The organism is Mesorhizobium sp. M0152, assembly GCF_040322415.1.
Lineage (GTDB): Bacteria > Pseudomonadota > Alphaproteobacteria > Rhizobiales > Rhizobiaceae > Mesorhizobium.
This window is the reverse complement of record NZ_JAMYTH010000041.1, coordinates 1-24,161: the sequence shown is the minus strand read 5'-3', so window position 1 is coordinate 24,161 and position 24,161 is coordinate 1. Positions and strand designations below refer to the sequence as shown.

Sequence of the window (24,161 nt, the reverse complement as noted above, 5' to 3'; positions counted from 1 at the left end):
GCCCCATGACCGACGCTCTATTCAGGAATTTCATCGACGGCCGCTTCGACGAGCCGTCCGCCACTTTCGAAAGCGTCGACCCCTCGACCGGGACGGCATGGGCCAAGATGCCTGCGGCCAGCGAAGCTGATGTCGACCGCGCCGTCGAGGCGGCGCACCGGGCGCTGCGCTCCGCTCCGTGGGCCAGCATGACGGCGAGCGCGCGCGGCAAACTGCTGGTCAAGCTCGGCGACCTCGTCGCCGCCAATGCCGGGCGACTTGCCGAGCTCGAGACACGCGACACCGGGAAGATCATCCGAGAAACCCGCGCTCAGATCGCCTATGTCGGCGACTACTACCGCTACTACGGTGGGCTCGCCGACAAGCATGAAGGCGCGCATGTGCCGATCGACAAGGCGGATCTCGACGTCACGATTCGCCACGAACCGATCGGCGTCGTTGCCGCTGTCGTGCCATGGAACTCGCAGCTCTTCCTCTCCGCCGTCAAGCTCGGTCCGGCGCTTGCCGCCGGCTGCACCGTCGTGCTCAAGGCGTCCGAGGATGGCCCAGCGCCGCTGCTCGCTTTTGCCGAACTCGTCCAGGAAGCCGGCTTTCCGGCGGGCGTTGCCAATATCCTCACCGGTTTCGGGCGTGAGTGCGGTCAGCGTCTGACCAGCCATAAGCTGGTCTCGCGCGTCGCCTTCACCGGCGGTCCCTCGACAGCGCGTGCCATCGTCAGGAACACAGCGGAAAACCTCGCCTACACGACGCTCGAACTCGGCGGCAAAAGCCCGGTCGTGGTCTTCGCCGACGCCGATCTTGACAGCGCCGCCAACTCCGTCGTCGCCGGCATTTTCGCAGCGACCGGCCAAAGCTGCGTTGCCGGCTCGCGGCTTTTGGTCGAGCGTTCGGTCAAGGACGAGTTCCTAAGCCGACTGGAGCGCAAAGCGGAGGCCATCAAGATCGGCGATCCGCAGGACCCTGCCACCGAGATGGGGCCATTGGCGACGCGGCGTCAGCGCGACTGGATCGAGAAGATCGTCGCCGAGAGCCTTGCAGCGGGCGGCATGCTGGTTACCGGCGGCACACGCCCAGACGGCCCCGGCTTCTACTACACGCCGACCATCATCGATGCCGGCAGCGCCGACCTGCCTTGCGTGCGAGAGGAACTGTTCGGTCCGGTGCTCAGCGTGCTTGCCTTCGACACTGAGGCACAGGCGCTGGCGCTCGCCAACGACACCCCCTTCGGGCTGGCCTCCGGCGTGTTCACCAGCAATCTCGGCAAGGCGCACCGTATGGCGCGCGACATTCATGCCGGCGTCGTCTGGGTCAACACCTACCGCGCCGTGTCGCCGCTCGTTCCCTTTGGCGGCTACGGTCAATCCGGCCTCGGCCGCGAAGGCGGGCTCGACGCCATCCGCGACTACACGCGCTCGAAATCCGTCTGGATCAAGACGTCGGACGAGCCGATCCCCGATCCCTTCGTCATGCGCTGAGAACCGCATGGCGGCGGAGCCCTGAGAACAACAACAATAGCAACCAACAGAGGAGAAACACATGAAACTGATCCTGACGGGCCTTTTGGCCGGGCTGCTCGCGGCAACCGCCGCCCGCGCCGACGAAATGGTGTTCACCAGTTGGGGCGGCACCACGCAGGAGGCGCAAACCAAATCCTGGGCAACCCCCTTCGAGGCCAACTCCGGCATCAAGGTGTTGCAGGACGGGCCGACCGACTACGGCAAGCTCAAGGCCATGGTCGATGCCGGCAACGTCACTTGGGATGTCGTCGACGTCGAGATGGATTTCGCCATCAAGGCCGCCAAGGACGGGCTCTTAGAGCCGATCGACTTCGCCGCCGTGCCCAAGTCCGATCTCGACCCGCGCTTCAGCAATGATCATGCCGTCGGCAGCTTCTACTATTCCTTTGTGCTGGCCTGGAACAAGGGCGCCGTCGCGGGTGAACCGACGAGCTGGGCCGACATGTTCGACCTGAAGAAATTCCCAGGCAAGCGCACCTTCTACAAATGGTCGGCGCCGGGCGTCATCGAGATCGCGCTGCTTGCCGACGGCGTGCCCGCCGACAAGCTCTACCCGCTCGACCTCGACCGTGCCTTCAAGAGGCTCGACACGATCAAGTCCGACATTGTCTGGTGGAGCGGCGGCGCCGAGTCGCAGCAGCTGATCGCCTCTGGCGAGGCCGCGTTCGGCCAGCTGTGGAACGGCCGCGTCTTCGCGCTGGAGAAGGACGGCGCCGATGTTGGCGTCTCCTGGAACCAGAACCTCACCGCCGCCGACGTTCTCGTCGTGCCGAAGGGCGCCAAGAACAAGCCCAACGCGATGAAGTTCCTGGCCGCCGCCACCAGCCCAACCGGCCAGGCTAAGTTCGCCGAAGCCAGCGGCTATGCGCCGATCAACACCGCGGCGAAGGCCGAAATGCCTGCCGATGTTGTGAAGGGCCTGCCCGATGCCCATGTCGAAGGACAGATCAACCTCGACATGAACTATTGGGCGGCAAACCGCGACGCCATCGCCGAGCGCTGGTACGCCTGGCAGACCAAATAGGCCGCTACAGCCAACGGGGCGCGAAAAGCCGCGCCCCGTTCGAGAACCAGGATCGCCAAATGTCGGGAAATTCGCTCAGACGCACTTCGGTTGCCGGCCTACCGGTCGGCAGCGGCGGCGCCTTGCCGGCCGTCATCCTGGTCGGCCTGTTCTTCATCGTCCCGGTGGTCGCCTTGCTGCTGCGCAGCGTCACCGATCCCGAGCCTGGGTTGCAGAACTACGCCACGCTTTTCGGCAGCGGCACCTATGTGCGGGTGTTCCTCAACACCTTCCTGGTGGCCTCCGTCGTCACCGCCGTAACCGTCGTAGTGGCGTTTCCGGTCGCCTGGACGCTGGCGATCATGCCGCCGGCCTTCGCCTCGGTCGTCTTCGGCATCATCATCCTGTCGATGTGGACCAATCTTCTCACCCGCACTTACGCATGGATGGTGCTGCTGCAGCGCACCGGCGTCATCAACCGCGCCCTGATAGGTCTCGGCGTCATTCATGAGCCGCTGCCGCTCATCAACAATCTCGCCGGCGTCACCATCGGCATGGTCTACATCATGCTGCCTTTCATGATCTTGCCGCTGGTCGGCACCTTGCGCGCCATCGATCCCATGACGCTGCGAGCTGCCGCCTTGTGTGGCGCGAGCCCGCTCGACGCCTTCCGCCGCATCCTCTTGCCGCTGTCGCTGCCCGGCATCGCCGCCGGCGGACTGATGGTCTTCGTCATGTCACTCGGCTATTTCGTCACGCCGGCGCTGCTCGGCGGTACCTCCAACATGATGCTGGCCGAGATGATCGCCCAGACCATCCAGTCCCTGCTCAATTGGGGTCTGGGCAGCGCCGCCGCCTTCGTGCTGCTGGTCGTCACCATGATGCTCTATGCCTTGCAACTGCGCCTGGTCGGCGCCAAGCGCCTCGCGGGAGCCCTGTAAGATGCTGCTCGACTATAACCGGCTGGGTTGGCTGCGCATCGCCCTTGTCGGCTTCACTGGCCTGGTTGCCGGCTTCCTGTTGCTGCCGGTGGTCTTCATCGTGCTGCTGTCATTCGGCTCGTCGCGCTGGCTGGCCTTTCCGCCGCCCGGCTGGACGTTGAAATGGTATGAGGAGCTGTTTGCCGATCCGGCCTGGGTCGATGCGGCACTGACCAGCGCCCGCATTGCCACCATGGCAGCGATCCTCGCCGTGCTCATCGGCTTGATGGCATCCTTCAGCCTGGTCAGGGGCGAGTTTCGTGGACGGCAATTCCTGCGAGGCCTGTTGCTGACGCCGATGGTGCTGCCGGTCGTCGTCTTCGCCATCGCCATCTATGCCTTCTTCCTGCGCATTGGTCTCAGCGGCACGACCATCGGCTTCGTTATCGCCCACACCATCCTGGCGCTGCCCTTCGCCATCATTCCAATCACCACCGCGCTCGAAGGCTTCGACAAATCCATCGAGGACGCGGCTATCGTCTGTGGTGCCAGCCCGCTGCAGGCAAAGCTTCGGATCACCTTGCCATCAATCAGGATCGGCATCTTCTCCGCCGCGATCTTTGCCTTTCTCGCCTCATGGGACGAGGTGGTGGTGGCGATCTTCATGGCAAGCCCGACTTTGCAGACGCTGCCGGTCAAGATCTGGGGCAGCTTGCGGGCCGACCTCAGCCCGGTCGTCGCCGCCGCTTCCAGCCTGCTCGTCGGCCTGACCTTGTGCCTGATGATCGTCACCGCACTCCTGCGAAGAAGACCAACCAGATGACCCGCCCATTCCTGTCCATTCGCCAAGTGAGAAAGGCGTTCGGCGCCTTTGTCGCCGTGCACGACGTCACCATCGATGTGGCCAAAGGCGAATTTCTGACGTTCCTCGGGCCGTCAGGCTCCGGCAAGTCGACGACGCTTTATGCCATCGCAGGTTTCCAGGATCCGACTTCGGGGGACGTCGAACTCGAGGGCAAGTCGCTGCTTGCAGTGCCGTCGCACAAGCGCAACATCGGCATGGTGTTCCAGCGCTATACGTTGTTCCCGCATCTCAGCGTCGCCGAGAATGTCGCTTTCCCATTGCGCGTGCGCCGCCGCCCAGATGCTGAAATCAAGCGCAAGGTTGCCGACATGCTGGCGCTCGTGCGGCTGGAGAATTTCGCCGACCGCAATCCAGGTGCATTGTCGGGCGGTCAGCAGCAGCGCGTGGCACTTGCCCGCGCACTGGCCTACGACCCGCCGATCCTGTTGATGGACGAGCCGCTGTCGGCGCTTGACAAGAAATTGCGCCAGGAGATCCAGGCCGAGATCCGCCGTATCCACCGCGAGACCGGCGTCACCATCCTCTATGTCACGCACGATCAAGAAGAGGCGCTGCACCTTTCCGACCGCATCGCCTTGTTCAAAGACGGACGCATCGAGCAGATCGGCACCGGCGAGGATCTGTATCTCAGGCCCGCCACCGAGTTCGTTGCCGGCTTCATCGGAAATTCCAACTTTCTCCCGGCTGAATATCTCGAAACGCAAAGCGGCGCGGCGACGGTTCGTCTGGCCGACGGCTCGATCGTCAAGGGCGTGAAGACCACGCAAGTTCTGAAGCGTGGCCAGAAGGTGAGGGTGATGGTACGGTCGGAAGCGTTCCGCCTCACCGCCGCGCCCGGAACTGCGGCAGTCCCCGTCGAGATCATCGATACGGCGTTTTTCGGCGACCGTCGGCGCGTCTTGGCGCGCACGACGTCCGGCGACGAGATTGACGTCAGGCCGACTTCAGACGCGGCACAACCGGACGGTGCCGCTTCGAGCAGGCAAATCTTCTTCGACCCCGCCGTGGCATTCCTGTTCCCAGCCTGAAGGCCCGGATTCGGTCAATCACTTTGCTGCCGTGACATCTCGCGGCCGGGCCGCTTCAGTGTGCTCGCGTATGTGTGAATCTTCGCTGTATGGGCAAGCACCTCGGCCTTGCTTGGCCCGCGAACTATGACTGACCAGTCGGTCGACGACGGACGGGTATCCATCCCAAATGAACGAGACATGATCTGATCTCCTGTGGTTTCGGTTGCGACGCCTTCTTGGCGCACTTGCGGAGATCGCAGTTTCGCAGGGAAGCCAGCGTTTGAATGCCCGTTGTTTTTTTGTCAGACCCGACCTGCAGGGCGTCAAGATGCGTTCTGGCGCAAAAACCTCTCGTTTTCCACTGTCGTTCCCACTCCACGTCAAACGCTGCCGGCCGAGGTTTAGCCGTCCGGGGCGATCCCGGTCGCGCAACATCCGAACCCAGGAGTGAATGACATGCAGGACGATACAATGGTCATGGAAAAGGCTTCCGTTAAGAACGCGCCGCGGGAGCCGAGGAACGGCGTGGACACGCCCACCCTTCTGGCCACCATCAACGCCGTCGCGGGGCAGCCGGAGCTTGCCAAGTTCCAGTTCCGTGCCAAGAACCGCTGGATCACCGGCACGCACAGCAGCAGCACGATGGCCAACTTCTTCGGCGCCGGCGCCGACCAGTCTCACACGATGGCCTACCAGGCTGACAGCGACCATCCAGCGGTCTTGTGCGGCACAGACAACGGCCCGACGCCGGTCGAGTACCTCCTCCACGCGCTTGCTTCCTGCCTGACTGCTGGCATCGCGAATATCGCAGCCGCGCGCGGCGTGACGTTGCATGAGGTGGAATCGACCGTCGAAGGTGACATCGACCTTCGCGGCATCCTCGGCATCTCTAACGAGGTCCGCAACGGCTACCAAGGCATCCGTATCTCCTTCAAGATCAAGGGCGATGCTCCGGCTGAGAAGCTCGAGGAAATCGTGATGCAGTCGCGCGCCCGTTCCGCGGTGTTCGACGTACTGACCAACGGCGTGCCGGTCTCGGTTGCCGTGAAAGGCTGACTTCGGTCCGCAAGAGCAATATCGCCGGCCTCGTCTTGAAAAGGATGGCCCGGCGATCTGTTGCCCCTGCTTACAAGGCGCGGATTCCATGCAGCATACAGACGTGGCCATTATCGGCGCCGGACAGGCGGGTCTCGCCATGAGCCGGTGCCTGTCCGAGCGCGGGGTCTACCACGTCGTGCTGGAGCGCGGCCGCATCGCTGAGCGCTGGCGCAGCGAACGGTGGGATTCGCTGCGCCTGCTGACGCCCAATTGGATGACACGCCTGCCCGGCGGCGGTTATCGTGGGGCCAATCCCGACGGCTTCATGACAATGGCCGAGACCGTCGGGTTCCTGGAGGATTACGCGTGCTCGATCACCGCGCCCGTAGAGAACGGCGTTGAGGTGCTTTCGGCCGAAAGGGTCGATGGAGGCTTCCGGCTGCTGACCGATCGCGGCCAATGGAGCGTGCGTTCGGTCGTGGTCGCGACCGGATACAGCGACAGGCCACGCATTCCGCCACTCGCAAAGCAGATCTCCTCTCGTATCAGGCAAATCGTGCCGCGGGACTATCGCAATCCCCAGCAACTGTCCCAGGGTGGCGTTCTCGTGGCCGGGGCCTCGGCGACCGGCATACAACTTGCGGAGGAGATCAATCGCTCCGGACGTCCGGTGATGCTGTCGGTCGGCAGTCATACACGCCTGCCGAGGCTTTACCGCGGGCACGACATCCTGTGGTGGCTCGACCGGCTGGGAATGCTTGCCAAGCCTGTCGCTGAAGTTCCGGATCTCACTGCGGTACGGCGGCAGCCTTCGCTGCAGCTGATAGGCACACCCGAGCGCAGGACGCTCGACCTTGCCGGTCTTCGTGAGGAAGGCGTTCGTCTTGTCGGTCGAGCGGCTGCCGCTTGCGATACACGCATTCGGTTCAACGGCGATCTCGCCGAAACGACCGTGGCGGCGGAACGCAGGTTAAGGCGCGTGCTGGCCAATATAGACCGCTCGGCCGCCGGCAATGGCCTCTACTCGATCGATCCCGGTTCCATTCCGAGCCTGATCCTGAGCGCCGAGGCGACCGAAATCGACCTGATCGACCAGGGCATCGAGACGATCATATGGGCCACCGGCTATCGCCGGGAATACCCATGGCTGAAGCTGGATGTGTTCGACGCCCGGGGCGAAATCCTGAACGATGGCGGCGTCTGCGCGTATCCGGGACTCTACGTGCTCGGTCTCAATTTCATGCGCCATCGAAACTCCAGCTTCATCGACGGCGTCGGCCGCGATGCCGAGGCGCTGGCGGCTCACCTGGCAATGTTTCTCGACGCCTCCCGCCGAGCCGCGGCCTGACCGCCGAATACAACGCTGGCGCGGCAAAAATCGACGTTGCCTTCAACGATGACGCTCACGGCCGATCACGACAAGGGCTCCACTGGCGCCGTAGTCAGCGCCCGCAACCATGGAGAAAATCAAAATGAGTGCAATGGTGAACCTAACCCTGTCCCCCACCACAACGCGAGGTTTGCGCTGGGCTGGCGGAACAATGTTGGCCGCGGTCTGGCGTTTCATTCGCATCCAGCGGGACCGTCGACAACTTTATGAGTTGCCGGACTACATCTTGCGCGACATCGGCATCACCCGCTCCGAGATCAACTCGATCACTTCGTTTGCCGGGCGTGATCCCAGCCGCCGCACGCGTTTTTTGAGGGCGGAGGGCGGGGCTCGATGACCGCATCGACGTTCCACGTCTCCCATAAGGCCTGCCACGCACCTTGTCATCGCCCTGTACTGCTCAGGCGGCAGCGGGTGGCAACGGCGCAACCTGGCGGAGCGGCTCGATGACAGCTACCGGTTCATCGCACCCGATCTGATCGGGGCGCGGGGCGGCGGCACCTGGACTGGTGCCGGCGCTCTCCATCTGACCCACGAAGCCGCCGGGATTCTGGAGATGATCGACCCACCATGACGGGCCTGGTGGTGGATTGGCCTTGCATATAGCAGCGATGCGTTCAGACCGGCTTGCCAGCCTTTGTCTTTATGAACCTTTGCCTGCTGCGCCAGCTGGACTCTGAGGGCGACGAGGCGCCCGGCGAAATTTCGGCGATCGCAGGCGCATACACGACGGCTTGATCAACGGCAGCTGTCTCTCCGCGAGAGCTCAGGTCATCGACTGCTGGAGCGGAGCAGGCATCTTCGACGCGATGAAGCCGGAACTTCAGGCGGCACTCGTGCGGTTTCTGCCGCAGGCCAGCCTCGACTTCTGCGCGTTATCCACGAGGCGATGCCGGCAAGCGAATATGCCCGATTTCACTTTCCGGTCTTGGTATTGCGCGGCGAATTTGCACCAGTTCCGACGCGGCTCATCGCGTGCAAACGCTTTCCCGCGTCCCAGCCGCGATCTGGTGATTGTTGCCGGGGCCGGACACATGGGGCCGCTGACACCCACACACGTGGTGGCCGATCGGTTGGTCCGGCAGATATTGTTCCATACACCGCAGGATCGCGAGCTGGGTAACTGCGGCTTGCTTGCCCCACAGGCAGCGCAATCCTTCGAAGATCCTTGGATGCGGAGGAATCACACCGTAGCGGCCATGCGATCGCGCACGATATTTCGGGCCGGGCGTTCCGTGTCGGAGAAATCCTGCCGCATCTGCATTTCTGTGTAGAGCCTGCCCGCTTCCGCGAGAGTGGCATCCGCGCCAGGGATTTTACCGCGCCGCTTCGCGAGCCCCAGAGCTAGCAAGGAGCGGGCAAGCTCCGGCCGCAATTCAACCCGCCTGGCAAGATTGCAGGCCTGTTCGAGCCAGCTAATGGCCGATCTGGAAGGTTTCAGCTCGGCAAGGCCGCGCAGTACGATAATCTCGCTCCACGGATCGCCGCGTCCCCGTGCAAGCTCGAGCGCGTGGCCGAGATTGGCCGCAGCTTCGGGCTCACAGAGGCGCGTACGCACGCATGCGAGCACCGCGCGCGCATGACATTCGAACTGGGCAAGATCGAGCCGCTCGGCCTCGGTCACCGCCATTTCCAAGGTGGCGCCCGCGTCGTAGTTGCGGCCGAGCAGGAATTCCGCATGACCGAGCATAGTCAACAGCCATGGCCGGAGTAGGATAGATGCGCTGGTCGCGGCTTCGGAGGACGACAACCGCAGCGCCTCGACAAGCGCCGGCTCGGGCCCGCGCAGGACGCCCACCACACCGGTGAAATAGGCGGCCGCGCAGCTGTCGATCGGGCGCGCCACTTCGGCGGCGACCTTCTGCAGTTCGGCAAGCGAACGTTCCGCATCATCGAACCGGCCAAGGCGCGCTTCCGCCTGCGCGCGGTGCCCCAGGTACCAAACCGCACGCGCACCGAGCTGTCCGAAACGCTCCAGACGCCAAGCTTTGGTGAACCACTCCTCATGCGGGACAAGCCGCTCCAGCACCTGCCGCGCCTCGCTGCGGATCAGAAGGGCCTGTGAGGCGGCCAGATCCGACTCACTTATGCAGCGCTGCACGCCATTTGCCGTCGCGCCGCGCTTGAGTGTGTCGGCCGGTTCCAGCGCCTCCTCATAGCGGCCGTGGGAGCTGTTGAGGTAGCTCAAGTGGAGCAACACGTCGGAGATGAGTTGCGGATCGCCCAGTTCCATGGCCAGCTCGCGCGCTTCCAATAGCTGCGGCAGCGCCTTCCGATAGGCACCCAGGGCGCCGTAGGCGGGCCGCATCCGCACCCGCAGTTTGATCGCCTGGGCGAGAGTTTTCGGATTTCGGGGCAGCGCGGCGACTGCTTTGCGGGCGTTCTCGAGGAACTGCACCGCCGCGGAATAGGCTGAGCGTTCCTCAGCCCGACCCGCCGCTTGCAGCAGATAATCCGCGGCCGGTTCCCATGCCTCGGCACGAAGCGCGTGTTCGGCCAGTTCCTCGATGTGGTGGTTAAGCGATCCGGCATAGAGTCTGTCCATGGCAACCAATGCAGCCCGATGCAGCCTTTTTCGGTCCTCCGCCAGCAGAGATTCGTTGGTCACCTTGAGCGTCAACGCATGCTTGAACGTATATTCCACGTGAGGATAGCTCTGGACCTCGAACAGGAATTCCAAACTCTGAAGTTTGGTTAGACATGCCTCCAGCTCCGCCTCCGGCAGCGGCGAGAGCGCGCTCAGCAGCGGATACGGAACATTCTTGCCGATAACCGAAGCGACTTGGAGTACCTGCCTTTCCGAATCACCCAGCTGCTGGACGCGTGCGGCGATGAGCGATTGAACGGTCGACGGGATGGTGATGGATTGCACTGGTCTCTTGAGCTCGTAGCAGCCCGACTGGCCAGCAAGGACACCATCGGCAACCAGTCCGCGCACCATTTCCTCCAGAAACAGCGGCGTACCCTCGGCTCGCTCGGCAAGCGATTGCCGCAGTTCCCCCAGGCTGGGATCGGATCCCAACAATTCGGTGAGGAACTGGTCCATTTCGTCCCGCGCGAACCGCTCCAGCCTTATCTGCTGGAAATAGCCGCGGCGGTTCCATTCGTGCCGGTACTGCGGCCTGTAGGTGGCGAGCAGCATGATACGGTTTGCGCCCATGACCTCGACCAGCCTGTTCAGTACGGCCTCGCTCTCGGCATCGATCCAGTGCAGATCCTCGATAAGCACGGCTACGGGCGAGGCCCGGCTCAAGGCAACGAGAAATGCGCTCATCGCCTCGGATACCCGTGAGGTCCGCTCCCGCGCATCGAGATGCCGCCAGGAAGAATCATTGACCGGCAGGTCCGCGAGGAAGGAAAGCGGCGCCGTATGACTTGGATCTAGGTCCAGTTCCGCTTGTTTGAAGGTAAACAGGCGCTGGGCTTCCGCCAAGCCGTCTTCGCCGCGAATGCCACAAGCCGAGAGCAGCAGCTTTTTTACAGCGCCCAGAGCAACTGATGAATCAAACTCCAGACCACCACATTCGAGAACAGCAAAACCGGCCACCTCGTCGAGGGAGAGAAATTCATGGGCAAGCCTCGACTTGCCCATGCCGGCGTCGGCGACGATCCCGACGACCTGGCCGTGGCCCTCCCTGACGCGGCGCCAGGTTGCAAGAAGGATTTTCAGCTCGATCTCGCGCGCCACCAGGCCGGTGAGGCCGCGGTTGGCCCTCAGGTGCCAGCGCGACAAAGCGTGATTTTCTCCCAACAGCTCGTAAATGCGTTCCTCTTGGCCAAGTTGCGGATGCTCAGAATGCGCTAAGCGGTGCATCTGCACGTAGCCCCCGGCGGCTGCGCGCCCCCGGCCTGTCGCGGCGATCGTCGCGCGGTGCAAGGCACGCATCAGCCGGTTGGCCGCACGCGGCGCGGCTCCGGCCAGTTCGACCCTGCTGCCGTTGGGCGTCCATTGCTGCCGTACGATCACCTCGCCGGTGTCTATTCCGGCCCTCAACTGGATCCCGCCCTGGGAAAGCTCCTCCACTGCCAGCTTGGCCGCAAGCGCGGCGCGGCATGCAAGATAAGCGTGATCCTCGGTGGCGCGAGCCAGGCCGAATGCTGCGGTGATTGTCCCGTCAGCAGCCGACGTGACGACGCCGCCATGGCTCTCAACGACTTCTATCACCCGATCCTCGACGGGCTGGAATTCGCGGATCGCCACTTCCGGATCCTCCGTTTCGAGGAGATGCATGGGACTGACCACTTCGGCGGCCAGCACTGTTATGTATTGCCGAGAGCGGTTGATCCCCAAGGACGCCGGAGGGCCTGCCAGTTGCTGCGTCTGTTCGGGGTCGGCAAGGAAACGACGCGTTTCGTCGACGAAGGTCGCGAATGCCGGTTCGTGGCCAAGCAGCACGTGATTGACGCTGTCGAGCGCAACGAAACGCGCGCCGGGGATTTTGCCGGCCATCGCCTGGCCGTGATCGAACGGAATGACCGCGTCCCCCCTGGCATGCATCACCAGGGTCGGGACACGGACCCGCGGTAACAGCTCGTCGACGTCGATGACGGCGCCTTCTTCGAAGATGCGATGGGCAATCTCGGGCGAGACTGTATTGCGTTGGAGCTCGTTATACCAATTCCTCTGTTCCGGCGTTGCTTCCGGAATGAAGAGGGAGGTGAACATTTGCCGGAACACCGGGTCATCTTGGCCCCAGCCTTCCTGTATCAGCGCTCCCATCGCTTCGCGGCGCGCTATTTCGCGCTGATTGCCCCGTTTGCGCCAGCCTTTCGTAAATCCGCCATACAGCACCATCCCGGCGACGCGCTCTGGATGCCTGACGGCATAGGCTATGGAAACGGCGCACCCTTGGGAAATCCCAAGCAGGGAAACGCGGCGCAGACCAGCCGCATCGATGATGCTCTCAAGGTCGGCAACCATGGCCTCGAAGGAGAGGTCGGTGGGATACCGGTCCGACAGGCCATTGCCGCGCTGGTCGTAGCGGATCAGCTGGTAGTGGGCGGAGAGGCCCTCGATCCAGTGCTTCCAGACCGGACTGTCCCATTCGAGCTCGAGATGGGACATCCAGTGGGCGGCCCTTACCAAAGGGGGGCCTTGACCACTCAAGGAATAGGCCAAGCACGCGCCGTCGGGCGTCGTGCATCGGCGAATCTCCTGCGCAAGGATTCGCTCCGGCGGAGAGGCAAGCTGCATCTCCGACGCAGGCAAAACAGGCGTCGGAGGGACGGTCTCATCGGCGGGAGCGACCCCGATGTCGGCTCTCGAAGCGCGGCTCTGGACCATGGCGGATTGCCGTGCTGCCTCGCTCAGCCGGCGGATGTCCGCTCGAAGAGCCTCGTCTCCAGGCTCCAACCCGTCCAGGACATGGGCGTACGGAAGTGCTCGCGCCGGCTCAAGCCGGTCGACGAGCACCCGAAGGATGCGCAGATGCGTCACGTGCAATTCGTCGGCGGTCGCAATGCGCCAGGCTTCGAATTCCGGACAGCGCGGTAGTGAAAGATCATCCAGGAAACGGCCGCGGAACGCTCCGGCGAGGGCCTCCAGTTTCTCCGGTTCGAGAGCCTCTATGTCGCGACCGCCGAGGCCCCGGAGCGGCGCAATGTCCAGCACGACTTCGCTGGTGTTCAGGCGAACTGCGTTGCGGTCGGCTTGCAGGATCTCGCCGTCCCCGAGGTCGACGACCTGTCGGATCTTCGAGAGACTCCAGCGCAGGGCGCCGCGAGGATCGTCCGGTACCTCCCAAAACATTTCGCAAAGGCGCTCGCGCCGCTGCGGGCGCTCTGCGAGCGCAAGATAGGCCAGCAGCGCCCGCGTCTTTTTCGAAGGCGGCAAGGAAACGACCTCGCCACGGCGAAGGACGGTCAGATCTCCGAGGACGCGAATTTCGAGCGACACCATGCCAATCCCAGTGCGCCTGCTAAATTAGCAGCGGATTGTATCAAGTCGGTGCCACCGCCGAAAGCCTTCGTTTCCGGAAACGTGAGGTTTCCGCCTGCGATCTGATTTGGCTTCGCTTTGTGAGAAGGCCGACACGGACATAAGTCCACCTGAATGCCGAGCCGGAACGGGATCACGCCCGTTCCGGCTCGCTTTGAGCGACGGCACTCTGAAAAGACGGGAGCGGGATCTCACGCTGCCGCGCGCACCCATCGGGGCAGCAGGCTCTCGGGATTTGCGCATGCGCCGGGCGTGTAGTTTGCGCCAACGAACTCCAGCCGGGCGGCGAGCGTGCCGTCCCGCCAGGCCGCAAGCGTATCCATGCAGCCACCGATATGCTCGCCGCCGACAAAGACCTGCGGAATTGTTGGCGAACCAATCCGGGCCCTCAGGGCCTTGCGGATTTCCCCGTCCCGGCCGTTCTTCTGGAATTCCGGAGTATCGATTTCGATGGACCTGTAGGCGATTCCGGCACGATCGAAGAGATTTCTCACCGTCCAGCAGAATTCGCACCACGTGAGGGCGAACATGACCACCGGATGCTCCGGATCATTGATCGCCTCATCGACAAACGCATGCGCCGAATGATCAATTTGGATTTCGTCGACGGGCGCCGATGAAAGGGCGAAGGACGGCGGCCGGTCGAAGCGGTAGCCGGCTGTGGAGCGAGAGATCGCCTCTTCGGCGGGCGACATTTCCTCGCTGATGTGATCGAACAAAATCGTGCTGAGATACCGCTCGCCCGTGTCAGGCAACATACATAGCACGTTCCGGTCCGGTCCGACGCGTCGAGCGATTTCCAGTGCCCCGCTCAGGGTTGCCCCGCCGGAGATGCCCGCCAGTATTCCTTCTTCCGTCGCAAGCCGGCGCGCAGCTTCCAAAGCGCTGGCGCCTGAAACGGGCAGGATTTCGTCCACAAGATCGTCAGCCATCGCATTGCCGACGATCTTCGGAATGAAATCAGGGCTCCAGCCCTGCATCGGGTGTGGCCGGAAGCGAGTGTGCGCCCGAGTCGGCAGTCCGTGTTCGTCGAATTTTTGGGGAATGCCACTCGACAGCAGCGCCGAATTGTCGGGTTCGCAGACTATGATCCGCGTTTGCGGACGCTCGCGCTTGAGTACTCGCGCCACACCGGCAAGCGTTCCGCCGGTCCCGGTGCCGGTAACCCAGTAGTCGAGTGGACGGTCCTGGAACGCCTCGAGGATTTCGAGCGCTGTTGTGCGGGCATGAATATCGGCGTTGACGGGCGTCTCGAATTGCCGGCAGAGGAACCAGCCGTGCGCTCCGGCCAGTTGGACCGCCTTGGCGAGCATGCCGCTGCCGCGCTCTACCGCAGGGGTCAATACCACCTTGGCACCGAAAAAGCGCATCAGCTTGCGGCGTTCGAGGCTGGCGTTTTCCGGCATGACGATGACGAGAGGGTAGCCTTTCCTGGCGCAAACCATGGCAAGTCCTATGCCCGTGTTGCCGCTGGTCGCCTCGATCACCGTCTGGCCAGGCCGAAGTGCACCGGAACTCTCCGCTTCTTCAATGATCGCGGCGGCAAGACGGTCCTTGATCGAGCCGCCAGGATTGAACGCCTCGATCTTGGCATAGAGCGAAGCGGCGCCGTTGTTGATACGCGAAAGGCGAACGACCGGCGTATCACCGATCGTGTCGAGAATGCTGCCGTAGATACTGCTCATCTCAGCTGGTCCCTGCTTGGTGAGGACGGTGCTCCGCCCGTTTTCATCGATCTTTGAGGTTGGCAGGAGGCCGTGGTTTGCAGCGTTCGAACCAACGTGGAATTGAATGATTTGACGTTTGAATCAGCGGCTCATCGCTGGGCCCGGAACCCGGCCGCATGGAACCTGCGCTCTCGCGCCGTATGATGCCGCCAATACGCCGAGAACCACGAGATTGGCCGCACCTGCGACAAATGCCACCAGGAAAGCGGGCCCATAGCTGCCGAGGCTGTCATAGACAAAGCCGCCGAAATAACCGGCCACGCCCATGCCTACCCAGGCGATCAGCATGACGATGCCGAGTGAATGGCCAAAGCGTTCGGCTGGCGCAAATTGGCGCACGCAAAGGATCAGGCACGTCATGTTTCCGGCAAAGCCGAAGCCAAAAACCGCCGACAGCGCCAACAGGCTCAGCTGCTGGTCCAGAGCGGGAAAAAGCGCAACGCATGCAGTCTGAATAAACGACGCCACGACATAAGCAGAAAGGTTGCCTGCCCGGTCAGCGAGCAGCCCGAATGCGATCCGCCCGATGGCGCCGAACAGCATGGCGATCAGCAGGCTGAGCGATCCGACATCCGAAGACCCGCACACGCCCGTCACGAAGCTCGCGAGGTGCACCAGCGGGACGCCCATGCAGGCGCAGCAGAGGAAGGCTGCGGCAGATAGAAGCGTCACCGGAGAAATCCGGCCAGCTTGGGAACCGGGCTTTGCTGAAGAACGCAACGGTGCGGCAACGACACGATCGACGGGCGGCGCCTGAACCGATGGCAGGGAGATCGCCAGCATAGTCATCGTCGCCACAGCCATGATCGCGTATGCGAGGCGCCAGCCGACGCCGTCGATCAGGGCATTTGCGGCGTAGGGCATCACGCCCTGGCCCAAGGCTCCGCCCGCTGTGACGATCCCTATGGCCAGGCCGCGGCGGCGGTCGAACCAGAGTCCGGTTACGGCAAGCACCGGTGCATAGAGACAGGCAAAGCCGAGCCCGCCCAAAGCGAAGTTGGCAGCATAAATCTGCCAAAGCGAAGTGGCGAAGGAAAGCGCGGCAAGCGCGATCACCATGCCTGCCGAGCCGATGAACAGCAGACTTCTGGTATTCAGGCGATCTGACAGGCGGCCCCAGAACAGCCCGCCCAAGGCCATGCCGACGCTGGAAAGCGTGTAGGCGAGGCTGATGTCGGCTCGCGACCAGCCAAACTCCGCCTCAAGCGGTCTGATGAAGACGGATGTCAGCGCAAGGCTGCCAAATCCGAACGCCATCGCGGTCGTAGCGCCGGCGGCAGCCAACAGACCGCGCAGCGGCATCGCGCTGTCCAGGAGCTCCCTGCCTACAGGTGATGAGTGACGATTCGACATGTTCCAGCCCTCGAAGGATTTCTTCAAGGCTTTGTCATCGGCCGGCGGTGTGGAAGCAGGCGTGTGCGTCAGCGTGGAAACCTATAATGCGGACCGTGGAAACGGCCCTACCTAGCCTTGCAACCTCTTCTTGGCGGAGGATGAGGGGCGTCGTGGCCCATGGCTGGACGGCGATCGCCTTTCGCACACCGGCGCGGCGTATAGCTGGAGCAGACTTTCGACACATCGCTCCGTTGCCTTCGATGGCTTCACGGATGCGTTGTCGGCCGACTACGACGCCGGCACCGCACTCGCCTACAAGCCCGATGCCGGGCGCTTTAGGTTCGAGCCTTTCGCCAATCTCGCTTATGTCACCGACGGCTTCACCGAAACGGGCGGGGCGGCGGCCTTGACCAGCGCCGGCACAAGCACCGCCGCCAGCTTTAGCACGCTTGGATTGCGCGGCTCGACCGACTTCGAGCTGGGCGGCGTGAACGCCACCGCGCGCGGCATGCTCGGCTGGCGCCACGCTTTTGGCGATGTCACGCCGACCTCGACCTTCGCCTTTGCCGGCGGCGATGCCTTCATAATCGCCGGCGTGCCGATTGCGCGGGACGCGGCCCTTTTTGAAGCCGGCCTCGATCTGCAACTCGCGGCCTATGCCACACTCGGCTTGTCCTATTCGGGGCAACTCGGCAGCGGAGTTTTCGATCAGGGCGCCAGGGTCAACCTCCGCGTCAAGTTCTGAGCGCAATAGCGTTGTCGGCCCTAGGTGTTCAAGCCCGAGGTCAAGTGGACCGGAGGCTGGTCGTCGATGGGCTAGAACGACATCAAATGCTTCTGCCTCGTGCCATCCTCACTCAGCTTCGCTTGTCGACGCTCCATAGGCCAGGTCCGGCGAAGCACAGATAAAAGAAGGCAAAGCAGAACAAGATCTGCATCGCTCATATTGTACGCGGGAAAAACCCTTTTGGGGATGCACCATGAAATAGGCGACCGCCATCATCCGCAGAGGATGAACGAGACCGGCCGGGTTAAAAAGCCGACCAGAATCAGCAACCCGCCGAGGAATCCAAGGACCGGCTACAAGCTCAAGCGTTTCCATGCCGGGCTGGGCGGGCATCGTGGATGGTGGCCTCTTCCGAAAAGCCTGGCTAACTACGCGACCAGGAGATGAAGCTTAGCAACATACTGCGGCGGCAATCCTCGCTGCGGTCGTCTCCCCTCGCTGGATCGCGATGGTCTGACGAGACCTACGCTACGCTCTGCCAGGCTAACAATCGGCTTAATCATCTTCCCGCAACTGCTGCACCTCGCGGGCTGGGCTTCAGCCCTGCTTGACATAGCCGGCGGTAACTTCCTCTTTGTGGGCGGCAAAGGCTGCCAGAACCTCCGCCTTCTCGGGCTTCGGAACCTTGAAGTGGTCAAGGGTTCGCCCGAGTTCTGCTGCGACCTCATCGAATTCTGCGGGAGAGATCCGCAGGTTCCGATGGGCCTCTTCAAGCCCAAGCGGCGTCGTCCCGGGCTTGGTGGCCACGAACTTGAAGGGGCCACCAGAAACGTCGCAGACCCACAGCGTGCGCATGAACTTCAAGCCGGGCAACCTGCCAAGGTTCTTGGTGTGCCATTTCCGCAGCTGCGGGTTCTTGGACCTCTGGCCGACGATGGGGTTCTTCACGACTGCATCGCTAAAATGATCCACCACCGCTGCGATGGCGAACACTCCTCCCAGTCGCACGTACAGACTTTTCTCAGGCGTGGTTTGCTTGGCCTGCGCTTGCGTGTTGTCTGCGGCCAATACAGCCGTCGATGTGGCGGCGACCGCCAGCCCCGCGACAACGCTTCGTCTTGTGAAAGGGGTCGAAACAGCCGTTTTCATATCTGGTTTCCTTCGAGCTGAGCCAGAGCAAGCCGCAACCTGTCTGGCGGCCTCAATGAAGTGCTATTTCCACTTTGCCTTAACCCGGCATGGTCTGAGGAATTAACGAACCTCCCGCCTGAATTATTCCCGATTGACGCATCCCCACGTCAAGATGCGTGAGCAGGTGACGCTTGGAGCTCCATCGCACGCGGGACATTGCAGGCCGCCCAGCGCCGGGGGAGGAATCCGGGCGTTCTTTCGGCCTTGCCAACATGCTCGGCCATCGCGAGAAATTCGTCGCGGTGCCGTTCTTCTGGAGCCAGCACTACGATGTTTCCATCAACTATGTCGGCTATGCCGGGCAATGGGACGGGAACGCGGTCAATGGAGATATTGCTGCCAAGGACTGCCAGCTGGGCTTCAAGCGCGCGGGGCGCACGGTGGCTGATGCTGCGATCTTCCGCGACATCGAGAGCCTAAAGGTCGCAGTCAAAATGGGGCGTAGATCGCGCCTTAGCGAAAAACCTCGGCAAGGAGCATCGTGCTCTGGTGAGCAAAATCGAGCCATGCGGAGGAAAGGCGGTGGCTCGCCGAGGGTCGCCGAAGCTGCGATTACGAAACTCCATACCCTGCGCCGCGCGAGCATGCCGGTGGCGGACGTTGGAGCATGAAAGTCGGTTTCAGCGCCCGCTCAGGCGGCGCGCGGTCGCCGGCCCGGGGCCGGGCATAGAGTGGAGCTCTGGTCTGTAGCGCGGTGCCACGAATTCGCGAAAGGCTGATGTCAACTGGTGACCAACCCCATGACACAATCTTACCCTTTAAGGAATGCTATGCGCGACAACATCCACAGTCTCCCGGCCATCGAGGCGCTCCTATGAGCCGGTGACGCTCGGCGGACATGACGGCAAAATCCGCGACAGCAAGGCCGATAAGGTCTTAGGTGACGGACCACTTGAACAAAACACCGGTTCGGATTTGGTCGGAGTCAGAAATTCCAATGAGGTCTCGGGCGACAAGAGAGCTTTCCCAAGGGCCGCAGCCAAGAACACTGCGGGGAGACCGAACAAAAGCTTACGCGACATCATTGTCCCAACCTCACACGCCGATGACGATGTGGAACAGTGTCTTTCGCTCAGCATGTCTGCGGCTATGAGAGCAAGAACCATGCCACACATGCCGGCGCCTGCGCCGCTCGGCTAATCTTAGCCGATGCCGCCTAAGCTGACGCACTTAGGCGACCCATAATAGGTCATTTGCGGCTGGCACCAGGATTGCAGCGTTCAGCAACGCCGGCTGTCGGGACCGGCAGTTTGGAGCGGCGGGGGCCTCGCCGATTGGCAAATCGGGCGGCGACGGTCTTTCATTCAACAATCTGCTATCACCCGCTCGACCTCCGATCGGGGAGACGAGGGCCGACGAGCCCTAATCGCTCGTTGTCGATGGGTGGCGATCATAATCGACGGGAGGCGACAACATGACCGAGGCCTCGGCTCGGCCAAAGTCTCGGCCGATCTGAAATGCTGCATAGAGCGCGGCCAGACCAAGTAAAAATTTGAGCATGAATCCTCCTCCTTTCCATCGAGAAACCAATGCGGCGGGCAGATAGTTCCATAGGTCCGGAACAATGCTCACTAGCGCTCGTTGCCTCTGATCGATGGGCGAGGAGCGCGCAGGATATGGCCGCCAAAAAAACGAACGACACGAGCCGCGTGGTGAAGGGTGCGGAACTTGAAGTTGAGCACCTGGCGGAGGTGACGGACGTCTCTCCGAAACAGGCCAGAGCGCTGCTTCGCAAGCATGGCGCGGACTGGCAGAAACTTAAAGACGAGGCAGAGGCTTTGAAGGAAGACTAGGGGGACATCCAAATCCTTCGGCGAGTGCGATTCTGCTCAACCCGCATGCCCGTCATGCGCAACTAAAATTCCGAATCTTTGAGTTAAATTCATCAAACGACCCGACCGCGCATTGCGGTCGGCACTGCCGGCCTGGCGGCCGGTTTTTCAACCTGGGGAACTTCAATGACCATGATCAAGGCCGCATCCAACGCACGCGAACCGACACCTGTGCTCGCATGGCCGACGTTCGAGCGGCTGGCCATTCCGGTACTCTAGCGAGGGTCAAGGCGCTGCAGTATTGGCGCGACCTAACACAGCCTGCCTCCCTGCTTGGCATACGTCCAACTGAGCCGGAGCTCTTGCATGCATAAGGTGCCAGGTGACGGGCAAGGAGCGCTGGGAACACACTGGCAAAAAAGTACGGACGAGCGACTCAAAATCGAAAGCCGTGCCGGAGAAGCCTCCAGTCGCGGCACATATCGCGTTTGGTGATCTGCGTTTCCATGGCAACGAGCTTATCGAATGGGGACGGACTGCAGACGGCAAGCCCCCAGCCCGCGTTCGGTCTCGCGAGGGTGCAATGCACGTCCCCACCGACAAACGGCTCTGGCGCGTCAAGCGCTGGGTGAAGCGAGGCTGCCTGGGCATTCACTGAGGGTGGCCTCGGGTGGAACCGAGGGGGCACGGGGGTATCGTGCGCTGCCACATATCTGATGGGGTTCGAAGAAATCTGTACCAAACATTCCCGACCAACATTAGACTTCCCTCATGTTAACTCGGCGGTACGACGTGAGGCAGGAGCCGGATGGGACGTGGACGGTGTTCGATGTGTTCACCGGGCTGCCGGCTATCGTAAGCGGCTACCCAGCCGTCGCGATGCTGCTGAACGCCTATGACATGAAGAGCGGGCTCTCCTACGAGGGGTTCACCTGATGTCACTCCATTGGTTCTCCCCTCCGGTCCCCGTCAAGACCAGCCTCAGCCATCGCTACAACGTCTCTTCTGTCGAGGCAGCCGGCGAGCAGCTCCTGAAGTTCACCAAGAGGGGTGCTAACTGGCGGCGTGCGGTCCTGGCTTGCATGGCTTTCGGGGTAGGCAAGGTGTCAGCTCAGGATGTCAGAACGCTGTTCCGTCTGGCTGCCAAGGAGGAAGGGGTCCTCCTATCAGATCGGGATGACTGAGGGTGTCTCCTGGCTACCTCGGCCCCCTAAGCACCCCTCGGCACCGTGGGGGGCAGGGGGTCTTAGCGCGTGCCTGTTATCCGATCACCCGCTCGCATTTTTTTACCAAACATTCCCGATCTTCTTTGTGCGATTGAGAACGTTGCATTTTTCGCTAGAAGTAGTCTGATGGTCCACCCGGGTGGAGGCTCATGGACTCGCCGACCGACTACATTCCTGGAGTCACCATCAGGGAACTTGTTCTCGCGGCCATTCATGCGGCCGGAGGGGGTGGCGTGGTGTCAGTTCAAGCAACCATTGCGGCGGTCCGGAAACAAGCTCCACAGCTACCAGAAACCGACTGCGGATTGGTTGCAGCACCAATCGAGATATCCATCATACTTCACCTCGGCGTTGCCTTTGACGAAAAAGTGCCGTAGCGCCTCGCAGGAGGGAACCATTCGCATACCTCGAAGTTCGGCCCGATTCGACTGGCAGTCCGGCCATGGAAGAACTCGACGCAGCACATCAGCGGGCTATATCGCGTCTTGTCCGCAAGTGGATTACTTCAGAGACGATCCGCCGTTACGTTCGCCATCTACTGAGGCTGAGGGCAGATGAGGATCTCCCGCAAGAGCATCGATCGCTACTTGACGAACTGGACCGCAGGCACACCAAAGACTCATGAGCCAACAACGGTACGACCTTAGGTGGGGTTTCCCCAATCATGGCTGAGCATTATCAATCAGGGCAGATGGCGGCGACGAACGCTGTTCGGCGGATCATTGCTCACGATGAAACCGGTCGCTACCTGCACAAGCGGTTAGATTTGACGATCTAGCCAGACCTACTGGCCATTCGGGCACACTCCTTGCTCCGCCAGAAAGGACGAGAAGAACCGGCCCAAACCCCTGATTAAGGCTCGGATGTCGGCCATCACCTTTGGTACGTTCGTTGAGGCTGCCATGGAGGCAGGGATGCTACTCCTCGATCCCTAGGAGGGAGTACCTGTGACCCCCGCTCATGCCACTCTCCGCACCGCGCCAGCGGTCGGATTGATGGAACCAGCCGCCGGCCCGCACGTTATGTCGCGTCGATGCAAAGGGGAGGTCCGCCGATGACGGCCTTCATTCCGGTTACGCTGTGCTTTTGCAGCAACAAGACGATGCTGGTCGGCTCCGTGGCCGAGGCCGAGACGGCGCTGCGGCAGCAATGGCCCGACAACACCGCGCCCAGCTATCTCCACGCCGTTCGGCTGGTCAGGCTCGCGATCGAGGGCAGTTGCCGTCCGAGCACCGCCTTCGAAGCGTTCAGCAAGGCCGCCCGGCAACAGGGCATATTGGTGGCCAGACCAAGAGGCCGCGCGCATGACTGGCTGGATGCCGCCGCCAGCCCATGACACTGTCGCGACGACGATGTAACCGGGCCGCTGGTTCTTGACGTTGGTGGAACCAAGGGGAGGGATCCTCCCGCCGCTCATCGTGCCCACTTGCGACCAACCCCACGTCTGATTACCTTTTGATTCAGGTCAGCTTTGTGCCTGAAACCAGACATCGCTTTTGGCCACTGCATAAGTCGGGCTGTTTCCTGAGCCTTTGCGCGCGTCGGCGGGCAGCTAAGCTGGTAGATACTCAATTTCAGATCTCGTTGACCTAGCTTGCGGTGACTCGCTGTCGGCTTCGGCACGGCGGCCACGGCGGTCTTCGTCGGGCCTAACGGCAGCGGACATCGCCCGCGTCGGCTGTAGGATGGCGGCCGAGCGCAGGCTTGTCGGCTAGCGCTCCCCGCCGCACTGCGGATGCATAGGCTTCAAGGGTTAATCGAAGTGCCCCGGCCGCTACAAGCCTGCCCCGATCCAAGCTTCCATCGCGGCATGTAGGGCGCGGTATCCTGTCCGAGATGCGGGCGCTGCGCAGGGCCCAGCCGTGCGGGCTGTCGGCTACTATGGGGCCTTCCATCCTGACACGAATGCGCAAACCAGCGTGTTAAGTTCTGATGGTGTTACGTCACCGATCTGATAGCCCTCGAAGCAAACGGGAGAGTTTGCCACGTCCAGGATCAACCGCCGCGCCTTGCTCTTCCACTCGGGCAGCGCAGTCGTCGCCTCGACCGTTGCGGCAACGCCACTGGGCACAGAGCCGTTAGGTCGAGACCAGGAACCCTCCAATAAATTGCGAGCGCTGATTGAGGCTCACAAGACAGCTTATGCTGCGTTCGGTAAAGCCCTGCACGAAGTAGGTGGTGGCAGAAGCGACTCCGCCCGAGCCGGCCGAGAGGAGAAGAGGGCGCTGCTCGCGATCTGCAGGTATGCTGCGGTTGGGGAAGGGGATCGCCTGGCCAAGGCCCTATATCTTTTAGAGATCGAGGCGCTCGGCGAACTCGACCTCGCAGAGCATATGCAGGCTGTTCTCCGATCGACGATGTGGAAGGGAAGATACGACTGGCACGCGAAACGGTCGGCTGCTGAATGCCTGGCATGCGCCCAATGCACGAACCCGCTGCGCGGGAGGGCCGCCTCCTTCTGAGATGGCGTGCATGTCATAGACCTTGAGCGGGTAGAGGCGT

Annotated in this window: 19 protein-coding genes and 2 pseudogenes; 15 read left to right on the top strand and 6 right to left on the bottom strand. The window is 62.3% G+C overall.

Annotation, left to right across the window (positions count from 1 at the left end):
- The first annotated feature begins 5 nt into the window (after positions 1–5).
- The 8 genes from NKJ26_RS28055 (at position 6) to NKJ26_RS28020 (ending at position 8,080) form a co-directional block, all read left to right on the top strand.
- The gene (locus NKJ26_RS28055) at positions 6–1,475 is read left to right on the top strand and encodes an aldehyde dehydrogenase (protein ID WP_352698621.1); all 1,470 of its coding nucleotides are present in this window, start codon (positions 6–8) and stop codon (positions 1,473–1,475) included.
- Positions 1,476–1,536: 61 nt separating this feature from the next.
- On the top strand, positions 1,537–2,541 hold the full coding sequence (locus NKJ26_RS28050; RefSeq protein WP_352698619.1) for an ABC transporter substrate-binding protein: 1,005 nt from the start codon (positions 1,537–1,539) through the stop codon (positions 2,539–2,541).
- A 59-nt stretch (positions 2,542–2,600) separates the two neighbouring features.
- Entirely contained in the window at positions 2,601–3,461 is an 861-nt protein-coding gene (locus NKJ26_RS28045) for an ABC transporter permease (RefSeq protein WP_352698617.1), read from the top strand.
- A gap of 1 nt (position 3,462) precedes the next feature.
- Positions 3,463–4,263 (top strand): ABC transporter permease, encoded by an 801-nt coding sequence (locus tag NKJ26_RS28040; RefSeq protein WP_352698615.1) that lies wholly within the window; start codon positions 3,463–3,465, stop codon positions 4,261–4,263.
- Entirely contained in the window at positions 4,260–5,333 is a 1,074-nt protein-coding gene (locus NKJ26_RS28035) for an ABC transporter ATP-binding protein (protein WP_352698613.1), read from the top strand. Before NKJ26_RS28040 ends, NKJ26_RS28035 begins: the two co-directional genes overlap by 4 nt.
- A gap of 438 nt (positions 5,334–5,771) precedes the next feature.
- Positions 5,772–6,371 carry an OsmC family protein gene (locus NKJ26_RS28030; RefSeq protein WP_352698611.1) on the top strand — a complete coding sequence of 200 codons (600 nt, stop codon included), beginning with the start codon at positions 5,772–5,774 and terminating at the stop codon, positions 6,369–6,371.
- 88 nt (positions 6,372–6,459) lie between these two features.
- Positions 6,460–7,701 (top strand): NAD(P)-binding domain-containing protein, encoded by a 1,242-nt coding sequence (locus NKJ26_RS28025; protein WP_352698609.1) that lies wholly within the window; start codon positions 6,460–6,462, stop codon positions 7,699–7,701.
- Between the two features lie 124 nt (positions 7,702–7,825).
- Positions 7,826–8,080 (top strand): DUF1127 domain-containing protein, encoded by a 255-nt coding sequence (locus tag NKJ26_RS28020; RefSeq protein ID WP_352698608.1) that lies wholly within the window; start codon positions 7,826–7,828, stop codon positions 8,078–8,080.
- An 846-nt stretch (positions 8,081–8,926) separates the two neighbouring features.
- Here the strand turns inward: NKJ26_RS28020 and NKJ26_RS28015 are convergent.
- From NKJ26_RS28015 to NKJ26_RS28005, 3 genes are all read right to left on the bottom strand, one after another.
- Entirely contained in the window at positions 8,927–13,642 is a 4,716-nt protein-coding gene (locus NKJ26_RS28015) for an alpha/beta fold hydrolase (RefSeq protein WP_352698606.1), read from the bottom strand.
- Between the two features lie 230 nt (positions 13,643–13,872).
- Entirely contained in the window at positions 13,873–15,366 is a 1,494-nt protein-coding gene (cysK, locus tag NKJ26_RS28010; RefSeq protein WP_352698604.1) for a cysteine synthase A, read from the bottom strand.
- A 123-nt stretch (positions 15,367–15,489) separates the two neighbouring features.
- Entirely contained in the window at positions 15,490–16,788 is a 1,299-nt protein-coding gene (locus NKJ26_RS28005) for an MFS transporter (RefSeq protein ID WP_352698602.1), read from the bottom strand.
- Positions 16,789–16,891: 103 nt separating this feature from the next.
- Here NKJ26_RS28005 and NKJ26_RS28000 point away from each other — a divergent pair, with 103 nt between their 5' ends.
- Positions 16,892–17,488, top strand: coding sequence for an autotransporter outer membrane beta-barrel domain-containing protein (locus NKJ26_RS28000; RefSeq protein ID WP_352698600.1), 597 nt, complete (start codon positions 16,892–16,894; stop codon positions 17,486–17,488).
- A gap of 112 nt (positions 17,489–17,600) precedes the next feature.
- On the opposite strand, the pseudogene NKJ26_RS27995 reads toward NKJ26_RS28000, so the two are convergent.
- Both NKJ26_RS27995 and NKJ26_RS27990 read right to left on the bottom strand, forming a co-directional pair.
- A pseudogene (locus NKJ26_RS27995) lies at positions 17,601–17,820 on the bottom strand (DoxX family protein); the annotation flags it as partial.
- A 247-nt stretch (positions 17,821–18,067) separates the two neighbouring features.
- A complete protein-coding gene (locus NKJ26_RS27990; RefSeq protein ID WP_352698599.1) occupies positions 18,068–18,619 on the bottom strand; it encodes a group I truncated hemoglobin in 552 nt (183 codons plus the stop codon).
- Between the two features lie 251 nt (positions 18,620–18,870).
- On the opposite strand from NKJ26_RS27990, the pseudogene NKJ26_RS27985 reads away from it, so the two are divergent.
- The 6 genes and pseudogenes from NKJ26_RS27985 to NKJ26_RS27960 all read left to right on the top strand — a co-directional run.
- A pseudogene (locus tag NKJ26_RS27985) lies at positions 18,871–19,104 on the top strand (pyridine nucleotide-disulfide oxidoreductase); the annotation flags it as partial.
- Between the two features lie 1,173 nt (positions 19,105–20,277).
- Positions 20,278–20,454, top strand: a complete 177-nt coding sequence (locus tag NKJ26_RS27980; RefSeq protein ID WP_352698597.1) for a hypothetical protein — start codon at positions 20,278–20,280, stop codon at positions 20,452–20,454.
- Positions 20,455–21,204: 750 nt separating this feature from the next.
- The gene (locus tag NKJ26_RS27975) at positions 21,205–21,369 is read left to right on the top strand and encodes a hypothetical protein (protein ID WP_352698595.1); all 165 of its coding nucleotides are present in this window, start codon (positions 21,205–21,207) and stop codon (positions 21,367–21,369) included.
- Positions 21,369–21,617, top strand: coding sequence for a DUF982 domain-containing protein (locus NKJ26_RS27970; RefSeq protein ID WP_352698593.1), 249 nt, complete (start codon positions 21,369–21,371; stop codon positions 21,615–21,617). Before NKJ26_RS27975 ends, NKJ26_RS27970 begins: the two co-directional genes overlap by 1 nt.
- A gap of 191 nt (positions 21,618–21,808) precedes the next feature.
- Entirely contained in the window at positions 21,809–22,036 is a 228-nt protein-coding gene (locus tag NKJ26_RS27965) for a hypothetical protein (protein WP_352698591.1), read from the top strand.
- A 677-nt stretch (positions 22,037–22,713) separates the two neighbouring features.
- The gene (locus NKJ26_RS27960) at positions 22,714–22,995 is read left to right on the top strand and encodes a DUF982 domain-containing protein (RefSeq protein ID WP_352698589.1); all 282 of its coding nucleotides are present in this window, start codon (positions 22,714–22,716) and stop codon (positions 22,993–22,995) included.
- A 955-nt stretch (positions 22,996–23,950) separates the two neighbouring features.
- On the opposite strand, the gene NKJ26_RS27955 is transcribed toward NKJ26_RS27960, so the two are convergent.
- Positions 23,951–24,161: hypothetical protein (locus NKJ26_RS27955; protein WP_352698587.1), on the bottom strand; the 211-nt coding region annotated here is incomplete at its 5' end.